The sequence below is a fragment of the Sporosarcina sp. GW1-11 genome (genome assembly GCF_033088395.1).
Classification (GTDB): domain Bacteria; phylum Bacillota; class Bacilli; order Bacillales_A; family Planococcaceae; genus Sporosarcina.
In genome coordinates this window covers 37,835-49,976 of record NZ_JAPMIW010000003.1, presented here as the reverse complement: position 1 = coordinate 49,976, position 12,142 = coordinate 37,835, and the positions used below count along the sequence as shown (strand labels likewise).

11 protein-coding genes and 1 other annotated feature are annotated in these 12,142 nt (G+C 41.8%); of the genes, 2 read left to right on the top strand and 9 right to left on the bottom strand.

Annotation, left to right across the window (positions count from 1 at the left end):
• From ORD22_RS03325 to ORD22_RS03285, 9 genes are all read right to left on the bottom strand, one after another.
• A partial coding sequence (locus ORD22_RS03325) for a dipeptide/oligopeptide/nickel ABC transporter ATP-binding protein (protein WP_317644462.1) occupies window positions 1-729 on the bottom strand: 729 nt, incomplete at its 3' end.
• Window positions 707-1,732, bottom strand: coding sequence for an ABC transporter ATP-binding protein (locus tag ORD22_RS03320; RefSeq protein ID WP_317644461.1), 1,026 nt, complete (start codon window positions 1,730-1,732; stop codon window positions 707-709). The genes ORD22_RS03320 and ORD22_RS03325, both read right to left, overlap by 23 nt.
• Window positions 1,733-1,796: 64 nt before the next feature.
• On the bottom strand, window positions 1,797-2,279 hold the full coding sequence (locus ORD22_RS03315) for a hypothetical protein (protein ID WP_317644460.1): 483 nt from the start codon (window positions 2,277-2,279) through the stop codon (window positions 1,797-1,799).
• A 52-nt stretch (window positions 2,280-2,331) separates the two neighbouring features.
• The gene (gene trpA, locus ORD22_RS03310) at window positions 2,332-3,123 is read right to left on the bottom strand and encodes a tryptophan synthase subunit alpha (RefSeq protein WP_317644459.1); all 792 of its coding nucleotides are present in this window, start codon (window positions 3,121-3,123) and stop codon (window positions 2,332-2,334) included.
• Window positions 3,123-4,313: a tryptophan synthase subunit beta gene (gene trpB, locus ORD22_RS03305; protein WP_317644458.1), complete on the bottom strand. Its 1,191-nt coding sequence runs from the start codon at window positions 4,311-4,313 to the stop codon at window positions 3,123-3,125. Before trpB ends, trpA begins: the two co-directional genes overlap by 1 nt.
• On the bottom strand, window positions 4,294-4,929 hold the full coding sequence (locus ORD22_RS03300; RefSeq protein ID WP_317644457.1) for a phosphoribosylanthranilate isomerase: 636 nt from the start codon (window positions 4,927-4,929) through the stop codon (window positions 4,294-4,296). The genes trpB and ORD22_RS03300 overlap by 20 nt, the downstream gene beginning before the upstream one ends.
• The gene (gene trpC, locus ORD22_RS03295) at window positions 4,926-5,714 is read right to left on the bottom strand and encodes an indole-3-glycerol phosphate synthase TrpC (RefSeq protein WP_317644456.1); all 789 of its coding nucleotides are present in this window, start codon (window positions 5,712-5,714) and stop codon (window positions 4,926-4,928) included. Before trpC ends, ORD22_RS03300 begins: the two co-directional genes overlap by 4 nt.
• The gene (gene trpD / locus ORD22_RS03290) at window positions 5,711-6,748 is read right to left on the bottom strand and encodes an anthranilate phosphoribosyltransferase (protein WP_317644455.1); all 1,038 of its coding nucleotides are present in this window, start codon (window positions 6,746-6,748) and stop codon (window positions 5,711-5,713) included. Before trpD ends, trpC begins: the two co-directional genes overlap by 4 nt.
• 34 nt (window positions 6,749-6,782) lie before the next feature.
• Window positions 6,783-8,165, bottom strand: a complete 1,383-nt coding sequence (locus tag ORD22_RS03285; protein WP_317644454.1) for an anthranilate synthase component I family protein — start codon at window positions 8,163-8,165, stop codon at window positions 6,783-6,785.
• An 89-nt stretch (window positions 8,166-8,254) separates the two neighbouring features.
• Window positions 8,255-8,473, bottom strand: a binding site (T-box leader).
• Between the two features lie 175 nt (window positions 8,474-8,648).
• Here ORD22_RS03285 and ORD22_RS03280 point away from each other — a divergent pair.
• Both ORD22_RS03280 and ORD22_RS03275 read left to right on the top strand, forming a co-directional pair.
• Window positions 8,649-9,353, top strand: a complete 705-nt coding sequence (locus tag ORD22_RS03280) for a pseudouridine synthase (protein WP_317644453.1) — start codon at window positions 8,649-8,651, stop codon at window positions 9,351-9,353.
• Between the two features lie 201 nt (window positions 9,354-9,554).
• Window positions 9,555-11,999: an EAL domain-containing protein gene (locus ORD22_RS03275; protein WP_317644452.1), complete on the top strand. Its 2,445-nt coding sequence runs from the start codon at window positions 9,555-9,557 to the stop codon at window positions 11,997-11,999.
• The last annotated feature ends 143 nt before the right edge of the window (window positions 12,000-12,142 follow it).

Genomic DNA, 12,142 nt, shown 5'->3' with positions numbered 1-12,142 from the left:
ATCGAAAATATCTTCCACTGTCCCTTCTTCAACGAGGCGCCCTTGATACATGATGCCAATGCGATCACACATATGGCGGACGATTCCTAAGTCGTGAGATATAAACAACATCGTTAGTCCATACTCTCGCTGAATGTCTTTCATGAAATTAAGTACTTGCGCTTGCACAGATACATCAAGTGCAGACACAGGTTCATCCGCTATAAGTAGTTTCGGCTGTAAAGCAAGCGCTCGGGCGATGCCAATGCGCTGACGCTGACCGCCTGAAAACTGATGAGGATACTGATAGAGTGACTCGGGATTCAAGCCTACTCGTTTCACTAGTTCTTGAACTTTCCGTAATTCTTCTTCTTTCGAAAGTTGCTCAAAGTTTCGGAGTGGTTCTGCAATACTATTCCAGACATTTTTTCGCGGATTCAACGAAGAATAAGGATCTTGGAAAATCATTTGGATATCTTTCATTTGCACTCTTCGCTTACTGCGCGATAGGGAATTTATATCCTCACCTTGAAAAAAAATTTGTCCTTCTGATATTCGATTCAATCCGACCATCGCCCGTGCGGTTGTCGATTTCCCACAACCTGATTCACCCACAAGTCCATACACTTCACCTTGATGAAGTTGTAAACTTACTCTATCGACAATTGGAAGCGATGAAGTAGCACGTTTGAAGAGTCCACTTGTCACTGGTAACGGAACAGTGATGTTACGTAATTGTAAAAGAGGCATCCGTTTCATCTCCTATTCTGTCCGCACGCAAGTAGAAGTGTTTATAACAACTGCAACGAACATAATGTTCAGGAGTTATTTCACGCAAGATCGGATCATCTTCATGCAGGTTATTGGGAATCCACGGGATACGAGATGCAAACCGACAGCCCTTCCGCTTAAGTTGTGCAATCGCCGGAACCATGCCTTCAATGACATGAAGTTTTTGCTCGCCGACTGAAGAGGGTAGCGAATGAAGAAGTGAGCGTGTATAGGGATGAAGTGGATGATGAAATAACTCATTAACAGGTGCCAGCTCAACAATTTCTCCTGCATACATGACCGCCACTCGATCCGCCATTTCCGCAACCACACCTAAATCATGTGTAATTAATAAAATGCCCGCTTGCAATTGCTGTTGTAACTCTTTCATCAATTCCATGATTTGTGCTTGAATCGTTACATCGAGCGCAGTCGTTGGTTCATCCGCAATTAATAACACAGGATCACATGCTAATGCCATCGCAATCAATACACGTTGCCGCATACCGCCGGACAGTTCATGGGGAAATTGTTGATAGACCTGTGCACTAGTTTGGATGCCAACTTGTTCAAGCAACCGTAATACACGGTGTTTCTTTTCTTTTGTGGATAAAGCTAGATGGACATCCATTACTTCTTTAATTTGCCGACCTACTGTTAACAACGGATGTAGGGCAGTCATCGGTTCTTGGAATATCATCGCAAGCTGTTTTCCACGGATTTGATTGAGTTTGGCAGTAGATAACTGTAGCAAGTTTTGTCCTTGAAACTCGATCAAACCTTCTATTTGCGTGCGTTCCGTTGAATGCAATCCCATAATCGACAAAGCGAGCGCACTTTTCCCACAGCCCGATTCACCGACAACCGCTACTACTTCATTTCTGTGGATAGTCAACGAAACTCCATCCACAGCCCGGTGGAATTCAGCATCAATTAGGAAAGATGTTCGAAGATTGTGGATAGTTAGCAAGTTATCCTCCACTTCATCAACTCCTTTGTAGATAGTGTGAATACATTCCGGAAAATTATGCATAGTGATTAAAAACTTATCCACTTTTCTTGGTTTGTGGATAGTTTTTTGAGTATGATTGTGCCTCTATGAGCGCGTAGACACTTCCTATGAGCGCGTGAACACTTTCTATGAGCGCGTGAACACTTTCTATGAGCGCGTAGACACTTTCTATGAGCGCGTGAACGCTTCCTATGAGCGCGTGAACACTTCCTATGAGCGCGTGAACACTTCCTATGAGCGCGTGAACACTTCCTATGAGCGCGTGAACACTTCCTATGAGCGCGTGAACACTTCCTATGAGCGCGTGATCACTTTCTATGAGCGCGTGGACACTTTCTATGAGCGCGTAGACACTTCCTATGAGCGCGTAGACACTTTCTATGAGCGCGTGAACGCTTCCTATGAGCGCGTGAACACTTCCTATGAGCGCGTGAACACTTCCTATGAGCGCGTGAACACTTCCTATGAGCGCGTGATCACTTTCTATGAGCGCGTGAACACTTTCTATGAGCGCCAAAGAACACCAAAAAAACCGAACAACTGAAATTCATCAGTCATTCGGTCTGTCATTATATTTTTGAAACTGTATTTTTTGATGCGCCAATCAGTGTGCTGATTGTCGACAAGTCATTTTCGTGTAATGCTGTAACGATTGCACTTCCAACGATTACGCCGTCTGCCAATGCGCCTAGATTCTGTACTTGTTCAGGTGTTGAAATACCGAAACCTGCAAGTACTGGAACGGAACTCGCCGCTTTTAATCGCTGCAAATGACCTTCCAAACCTTCAGTGAATGAAGAACGGACGCCTGTAATGCCGTTAACCGTCACCGCGTAGATGAAGCCTTCTGCAGCTTTAGCGATTGCTTCGATCCGTTCAGCTGGACTTGTTAAAGAAACGAGTTGGATTAATGCCACGTCAGAATCTTTCAACGCATCTTTTAAGATTCCGCTTTCTTCAAGAGGAAGATCTGGAATGATTAAACCATATACTCCGCTCTTTTCACAATCCGCTGCAATTACTTGTAATCCGTAGCTTAGTACAGGATTCAAATACGTCATGATGACAAGTGGAACTGTTACTTCATCTTTAAATGTAGCGAGTTCATTCATCACTTTTCGAAGCGTAATACCTTTAGCTAATGCACGCTCGCCCGCTTGCTGAATCACTTCGCCATCCGCTACTGGATCGGAAAACGGGATACCTACTTCAATTGCGGTAGCACCTGCTTCTTGAAGGAATAAAATATTCTTCTTCAATGTCTCAAGTCCACCGTCACCCGCCATAATATATGGAACGAAAGCTTTGTCACCACGTTCATTGCACGCTATAATCGCACGTTTTACTTGTTGTTTAGTCATTATGCTTGTCCTCCTAACGCATCGCGTATCGTTTGAACATCTTTATCCCCACGACCAGACAAACAGATGACGAGTATTTCGTCTTCTTTCATCTTTTTCGCCAATTGCACAGCATAATAGACGGCATGCGCACTTTCAAGAGCAGGGATAATCCCTTCTATGCGAGATAATAACTGTACGCCTTCAAGTGCTTGCTGATCCGTTACGGAATCATACTGCACACGTTTAATATCATGTAAATGACAATGTTCAGGACCGACTGCTGGGTAGTCTAAACCTGCCGAGATGGAATGAGCTTCCTGAATAAAACCATCCTCGTCTTGTAGTACGTACATATACGCACCATGCAAAACGCCTTCTTGTTTACCTGCAATCGCGGCTGCGTGTTTACCGGTAGAAATACCACTACCTGCTGCCTCGACTCCGTATAATTTAACGTCTTCATCCTCAACGAATGGATGGAACATACCGATTGCGTTACTACCGCCACCGATACATGCGACAACTGCATCTGGCAGACGACCTTCTTGAGATACGATTTGCTGACGCGTTTCAACACCAATGACACGTTGGAAATCACGAACGATTTGTGGGAACGGATGGGGTCCAAGTGCTGATCCGAGAATATAATGCGTGTCTTCTACGTTCGTGACCCAATAACGCAACGCTTCATTGACCGCGTCCTTCAACGTACCTGCGCCTTTATCGACAGAAACCACTTTTGTACCGAGTAGCTCCATGCGGAAAACGTTCAATTCTTGACGACGAACGTCTTCTTTCCCCATGAAAACGATGCACTCCAGACCTAATAGCGCACAAGCTGTAGCTGTTGCCACGCCATGTTGACCTGCACCAGTTTCTGCAACGATTTTCTTTTTGCCCATACGAATCGCAAGTAACGCTTGTCCCAATGAGTTGTTGATCTTATGCGCGCCTGTATGATTCAAGTCCTCACGCTTCAAGTAAATCTTTGCGCCACCAGCATGTTTTGTTAATCGCTCCGCTAAAAACAACGGCGTCTCACGTCCTACAAAGTCTTTTAAGTAATAATCTAATTCTTCTTTAAATGCAGGATCTTGTTGCGCTTTTTCGTACGCTACTTCTAACTCTTGCAATGCCGTCATCAATGTCTCAGGAACAAATTGCCCACCAAATCTACCATAACGGCCTTTAGTTTCTGTCGTTGTCATCTGTACCACTCCTGCCCTTCGCTAGTTGAATAAATGTATGAATACGTTCACTATCTTTTTGCTTATCAATTTCCACTCCGCTAGATACATCGACCATATACGGACGCACTTGTGCAATGGCTTGTTGCACATTATCTGCATGCAAGCCTCCTGCCAAAATCATTTGCTTACGTGTAACACCTGCGTTTTCTAACAAAGACCAGTCAAACGTCTTTCCACTACCGCCTTTGTATTCCACACCCGGTGTATCAAATAAATAAAAGTCCACGTCGTAGGTTGCTGCGCGTTTCACGTCGTCTTCACTTGCGATAGACAATGCCTTGATCGATGGCAATCCTACTTCGCGAATGAACTCTGGTGATTCGTCTCCGTGATACTGAATGTAATCGAGCGGCACTTCTTTAAAAGTTTGCTGTAGCTGTTCCTTCGACGCATCGACAAACACACCAATTTTCAACACCGTGTTCGGAATAGTTGACGCAAGTGACTGGGCTTGCTCAATCGTCACTTCACGACTGCTCGGTGCAAATACAAAGCCAATCGCATCTGCCCCGGCATCTACAGCCGCTTTTACATGTTCTGGTTTCGACAATCCGCAAATCTTTACTCGAGTCATGAACGGATTCCTTGCTTTGCCACTTGAAGTGACTGCAGGGCTTCTTTCACTGAATCACTACGCATTAATGATTCTCCAACTAGCACGGCACTCGCTCCAGCCTTCGCTACACGTTCCGCATCTTCAGGCCCCCAGATTCCACTTTCACTAATGAATACACGTTCTTCGTCGAACGGGAACTGTGCTGCAATTAACTCTGTCTGCGCCAAGTCAACTTCAAATGTATGCAAATCACGATTATTCACACCAATGATTTTTGCATCGATCGCCAGCGCCCGATGTAATTCCTCCACATTATGAACTTCTACAAGTACATCCAGTCCTTGTTCGTTCGCATACGTGTATAATCTACCAAGAGTTTTGTCATCCAATGCTGCAACGATTAATAAAATTACGGATGCTCCTGCACTTTTCGCCTTGTCTATCTGTATTTCATGAATCATAAAATCCTTACATAACAACGCAATCGGCACTGCTTCTGCCACTGCGGCCAAGTCTTCAAACGAACCTTTGAAAAACTCAGAATCTGTCAAAACAGATATACAAGCAGCACCCGCTTCATAGTAAGCTGTCGCTTGTTTCACTGGATTTGCACCTTCTGCGATCAATCCCTTAGAAGGTGAAGCACGTTTCATCTCAGATATGACTTGTAGCTGCTTTGCTTTACGTAAAGTAGTATAAAGGGAAGGACGTGTCGATTTTCTATCAGGAAAAACTGTCTGATCCGCTAGTAATTTTTCGACTTCTATTTTTTTCTGCGCAATAATTTTATCTAAAATCGTCATTGGGTAACCGCCTTTTGCCGAATCATTTCACTAAATGCGATGACGGCTTCTAATTTTTCTAATGCTCTTCCGGATAAGATGCTATCCGTTGCGCGCTTAACACCTTCTTGAATCGTTGCCACTTGACCATTCGCAAACAAACCAATGCCTGCATTCAAAACGACTGTATCGAACTTCGGTCCACGTTCACCATTCAAAATCGCCCGTGTAGTCGCTGCGTTCTCTACTGCATCTCCACCTTTTATAGCAGATAGTGGCGCGTACTCCAAACCTACATCATCAGCAGTTAATGAAAATGGAATTAAGTCTCCACGATCAAGAAGTACAAATTCATTTTGGCCTGCAAGTGATGCTTCGTCCATCCCACCTGCACCGCTCACTACGATTGCTCTTTCACGTCCAAGCATCCTTAATACCGATGCATATTCCATGATGAAGTCTGGTCTGTTGATCCCTGTGAATTGTGTTTCAAGTGCTACTGGATTAGTCAGTGGTCCGACTAAGTTAAAAATTGTCGGTTTACCAATTTTATTACGAATGGCACCGATGCGTTTCATTTTCGGATGAATTGCTGGTGCGAATAAGAAGGCGATTCCCTCTTGTTCAAGCAGTTTTTGCATATCCGTCGTTTCATACTCTGAATGGATACCTAGTGCATCAAGGACGTCTTGGCTTCCTGCAGCACTCGAAATCTTCCTATTACCGTGCTTTGCGACTTGGACTCCTGCTCCTGCTAAGACGAATGCAGCGGTTGTGCTGATATTGAATGTATTGACGCCATCTCCACCTGTTCCACAGTTATCTAGGTAACGTGCGGCTGTTGGTGTTAGATCGATTGCATATGACTTCATGACAGCTGCTAAGGCCGCTACTTCATGTGAAGTTTCCCCTTTTTTAGATAGGGCGTTTAGAAATTGTATGATTTGCTCTTCGTTTGTTTCTTCATTAAATAGTAACTCAGCTACATGTTTCATTTCCTCGTACATGAGGTGACCATTTTTCTCTACTATGCTTATAAACTTTTCCACGCTCATCTCTCCTCTTCTCGTCTGAAAAATAACATATAGATTACTTTGCCGGTTCAGTTGCTTCAAGCAAGGAGCGGGCTTTATTGGATGTCTCTTTATATTCTAATGCTGGAACGGAAGCTTCTACTACGCCAGCTCCTGCTTGGACGTAAGCTTTGCCACCTTTGACTAACATCGTGCGAATCGTGAGGGCAAAGTCGATGTTACCATTTAGGCCGATATAGCCAATTGCGCCTCCGTAAATTCCACGGTGCTGATCTTCTAATTCGTCGATGATTGTCATAGCTGCTGGTTTAGGGGAGCCTGTTACAGTTCCCGCTGGCAATGTCGCCTTCAGTGCGTCAAGTGCATGTAATCCAGGTGCTAGATCACCTTCTACTTCAGAAACTAGATGCATGACGTGTTCATAACGAACCGTTTCTAAGTAATTCGCTACTTCAATCGTTTCTGGTCGGCAAATTTGTTGAAGTTCTTTTTTGCTTACTTCAACTAGCATATCGTGCTCCGACAATTCTTTTGGATCGTTGCGTAACTCTTTTTCGAGCGCTTGATCTTCCGCTTCATCGCGTCCTCTTCTACGCGTCCCTGCGATTGGGTTCGTCAATACTTTATCTCCCGTGACGCGAACGAGACTTTCAGGTGATGTACCGATCACTGTATGATCTTCAAATTCCATATAGTACATATACGGTGATGGATTACGTCGACGCAACTTACGATAGAGCGCGAATGGATCACCTGTGATATCCGCTTCGAAACGACGGGATAGTACCACTTGCTCGGCTTGCCCTTCTTTAATCGCATCGATAACAACTTGCACACGGCGTTCGAATTCTTCTTTTGAAATTGCGCAACGATAATCGGAGATGGATACCTCATCTTCCTTATCTACTGAACCGTTAATGATCATATCTTCAATTTCATCTAAGTCTGGTGCTTCGTAGACTGGATTAATTTCTGTATGAAGTAACGTTACTTCGTGTAATTTATGGTCATAAATTACGATTGTATCGTAAATATTGAAGTAAACGTCTGGGATATTTAGGTCATCCGCTGTACGCTTTTCACCATTACGGGCAGCTCCGTATCCTACGTAACCAACCGCTCCGCCTGTGAATGGGAAGCCTGCATCTTCCGTAATTCGAGGCATCAATCGCTTCAATAATGTGTATAAATCACCTTCATGTGTGTAAGTCTTATTTGTTGAATAAACGATTTCTTCTACTACACCATCTCTTCCACGATAGGCTTTCTGAGGATTCAGACCGATAAATGAGTAACGTCCAGAACCGTTTGCTTGAGAAGAGCTTTCTAGCAGAAATTTATGATTCCCTTTTAGTCTTCTAAAAATGAGTATCGGTGTTAAGGAATCTCCATCAATCTTTCTTGTCGTTACGCGTAAGTTCTTCTTTTCTATCATCATATCCATTCTCCTCTTCTCTATCATCTATAGACTACATATACTCGATAAAAAATAAAAAGTCCTCTGCAGACAGACTCATTTAGCCTGTTGCAGAGGACGATTAATAACCGCGTTGCCACCTCAAATTGAAGCGCTGAAGCACTTCCACTTTATGTGTTTTCACACTGCCCGTAACGCAGGCCAACGTCTGTTTTTCATCAAAACAGCTGCCATAAGTCCATTCACGACTGTCGTGTATCAGTTTGCACCCTCCACTGACTCTCTATAAAGCACGTCCAATCGTTACTCTTCTTATTCAAATCTTTTCACTATTCTCTTCTCAACTATCTCATCTCAGCTAACGTGGACGACTTCGCTATCGAAATCTTCTGTCCCTCTAGTTATTACATTTATCTTAATACGCAGAATCTTTAATGTCAACATCTTATTATAGCAAAAATGGTATAATCAACTTATCGTGACAAGTGCGGAAGGGGAGTTTTTATGCGTATTAATAAGTTTTTAAGCGGGGCAGGTATTGTGTCAAGACGTGGTGCCGATCAATGGATTGCGGACGGTCGTGTCAAAATCAACGGACAACTTGCAGAGCTTGGTAGTAAAGTAGAGCCTGGCGACCAAGTAGAAGTAGATGGGAAAATCGTACAACAAGAGGAACAACTAGTCTATATCGCACTCAACAAGCCCGTTGGTATCACCTGTACTACTGAGCGTCATATCAAAGGAAATGTCGTTGATTTCATCAATCACCCACTGCGTATTTTCCATATCGGTAGATTGGACAAAGATTCAGATGGCCTACTGTTATTGACGAATGATGGTGATATCGTCAATGAAATCTTACGAGAAGAACACGGCCATGAAAAGGAATATATTGTTACTGTGGATAGCCCGATTACTACATCCTTCATTCAACAAATGGAAAGCGGTGTAAAGATTCTTGATACCGTGACCAAGCCATGTACAGTTACCAAACTTGGACCAAAAACTTTTTCTATCATCTTAAAACAAGGCTTGAATCGACAAATCCGTCGAATGTGTGCAGCACTAGGCTATCATATTAACAGACTACAACGTGTGCGGATTCTTAATATCGAATTAAATGATTTGGAGATAGGTGAGTGGCGGGAACTAACAGATGCAGAACGCAAGAAACTATTTCAACTATTACATTACGAACCTAAAAGATAGTAACAGCGGAAGCTTTTTGCTTCCGCTTTCTTTATTTGATAATCGTCCTATTTCGAAATACTTAATTTTTCCCACACGACTAGTTCAATACTTCCTCTTCCTATGATATAATTATCCAAAATGACTATAGCTTATGAGTAAACAATCACTCGACCTATCGTACTATAATAAATAGAGATCTTGAGAGAGGAGGTTAATTTGATGTCTATAAACACATCCAAATTCAATCCATCTTTATCTACCTTATATGAAGAAACATTCTGTTTATCTCTTATTGATTTACAGGGTAGACTGGCCTATGTCAATAAAAAGTTTTGCAAGTTGACTGGCTATAGCGAGGATGAACTACTAGGAAATACGTGGGAATTACTAAATAAAGAACCACCAATTGCAGTTGCTCTTCACTTATTGAAAGAACACTTCACAGAACATAAAGTGTATCAAGAAACTGTGCGTATTTTTTCAAAGAATAATCAAAAGTATTGGTTAGATATTACTATTGTCCCCATTTATGACGGGAGCGGGCAATTGACACATTATTTATCACTCAATATTGATATCACGGGTTCTAAGCTTGTCTCACACGAATTCGCAAAAGCGCGCAACGACCTCCAAAACTTTAAGTATGCGCTAGATGAAGCTGCTGTCGTGGCTATCACGAATGCACAAGGCGTAATCATATATGTTAACGAAAGGTTTTGCCAACTTTCTAAATACTCCCAAGACGAACTTATAGGAAAAACACACCGCGTAGTCAATTCTGGCACTCATCCTAAAAGTTTTTTTAAGGAGATGTGGCGTACCATCAGTTCGGGAAAAGTTTGGCAAGGAAATATTCGAAATTTGTCGAAGCTAGGTGACTATTATTGGGTCAACACAACAATAGTTCCATTTATAGGGTTGGACGGAAAACCATTTCAATACATTTCTATTCGACAAGACATCACTTCCCACAAAGCAGCTAAAAAGTCTTTAGAAATAGCACTTAAGAATGATTTTAATACTACCGTTAAGAATCTACAAAACGCTATTTTCAAGTATTCCTTCGATGAAAATCAGCAAATTAATATTACATTACTTGAGGGACAAATCGTTGAAAAACTCGGTATGACTACTGATACACTCAATCAAATAGCCTTTACTAAAAATTCAAATTCACCTAATTTTAAAAGACAAGTAGTAGAAAGTTTATTAGGTCGCAGTTCACAGTTTGAGTTTGAGTATCTGTCCTACACATTCCTCGTCTATCTTTCTCCTATCTTTGAAGATGGACGTGTAGTCGAGGTTGTTGGAACAGCAATCGATATTACCGACCGAAAAAAGGCAGAGCAACTTGTAGAACATATGGCATTTCACGATCATTTGACCGACCTGCCGAATAGACGCTTACTGAAAAAGACTATCGAATCTACCATTGAAAGTAGAGTGAAATCTCAGGAACCTTTCGCATTGCTTTACATCGATTTAGATCGTTTTAAAAATATTAATGATTCTTTGGGGCATTATGTTGGCGACCAGCTATTAAAGGCAGTCGGTGAACGATTGAAATTACTCGTTCGAAAAAGTGACTTAGTCGCCCGTCTTAGCGGTGATGAATTTATTATTCTATGTTCGTCTACTACCAAAGCAGGCGCTCAATTAATAGCTAAGCGGATCGTTGAAGAAGTATCAAAGCCCTTCCTTATCGATAATTTAGAGATATTTATCGCACCTAGTATAGGGATTAGTATATTCCCCGAAGATGGACAGAACTATGATACTCTCATTCGTAATGCTGACTCTGCTATGTACTTGGCAAAACAATCTGGAAAAAGCACGTACAAATTTTTCACTGTTGAACTTTATAATGATTTAATGGAACGAACATTGATTGAGATGGAGCTAAGGCAAGTACTGAAGAAGAAAGAACTTACCCTTCACTATCAACCGCAAATAGACTTTGAAACGGGAGAAATAAAAGGTGTAGAAGCACTTTTACGCTGGAACCATTCTTCGCGCGGAATGATTTCACCTGGAAAATTCATCCCAATCGCAGAAGAGACAGGCGTTATTCTACCTATTGGTTTATGGGTTTTAGAGACAGCTTGTAAAAAAGCAAAAGAATGGCAAGATCTTGGGTATCCTCCTATTCAAATGAGCGTCAATGTTTCGTTACGTCAGTTTAATAGTCCAAGCTTTATTTTAGATTTAAAAAACACACTACTGAAGACTGGACTACAACCGCGGTATTTAAATATCGAAATTACAGAAAGCATGACGTCCGATGTAGATTATTGCCAAAGTATACTGCAAGAAATACGGAACCTTGGAATCAGCATAAGTATTGATGACTTTGGGACAGGCTATTCATCCTTAAGTCATTTAAGTAAATTTCCAATTACTCATTTGAAAATAGATCAATCTTTCATCAGAGAATTGAGTACAAATTCTGTAATTGTTAAAGCCATTATTGATTTGGCTAAGAACTTACACTTACGAGTCACCGCTGAAGGAGTCGAAACAAAGGAGCAAGCTGAATTCCTTAAGACACTTAAATGTGATGAAGCCCAAGGATTCCTTTATTCACGACCACTACCATGTCATGAAATCACAAATTTACTGAACGATATTCCATATAACAAATCAGAAAAACCTAGCGAATGTTAACATTTTCTAGGTTTTTTATTCTGTTTAGTAATAATAAATTGATTTTCCGTCAGAATGAAAAGTTATTAATTCTCATACTATTATGCTATAGTCTTCACTATATTCTAACTCTTTAGTCAAACAACGTTTCAGCAAAGGGTTTT

Excerpts from the sequence above, each read along its gene's own strand:
- trpC (WP_317644456.1), bottom strand. The coding sequence starts at position 5,714 with ATGACGATTTTAGATAAAATTATTGCGCAGAAAAAAATAGAAGTCGAA.
- ORD22_RS03280 (WP_317644453.1), top strand. The coding sequence starts at position 8,649 with ATGCGTATTAATAAGTTTTTAAGCGGGGCAGGTATTGTGTCAAGACGT.
- ORD22_RS03285 (WP_317644454.1), bottom strand. The coding sequence starts at position 8,165 with ATGATGATAGAAAAGAAGAACTTACGCGTAACGACAAGAAAGATTGAT.
- ORD22_RS03300 (WP_317644457.1), bottom strand. The coding sequence starts at position 4,929 with ATGACTCGAGTAAAGATTTGCGGATTGTCGAAACCAGAACATGTAAAA.
- ORD22_RS03275 (WP_317644452.1), top strand. The coding sequence starts at position 9,555 with ATGTCTATAAACACATCCAAATTCAATCCATCTTTATCTACCTTATAT.
- trpB (WP_317644458.1), bottom strand. The coding sequence starts at position 4,313 with ATGACAACGACAGAAACTAAAGGCCGTTATGGTAGATTTGGTGGGCAA.
- trpD (WP_317644455.1), bottom strand. The coding sequence starts at position 6,748 with ATGAGCGTGGAAAAGTTTATAAGCATAGTAGAGAAAAATGGTCACCTC.
- trpA (WP_317644459.1), bottom strand. The coding sequence starts at position 3,123 with ATGACTAAACAACAAGTAAAACGTGCGATTATAGCGTGCAATGAACGT.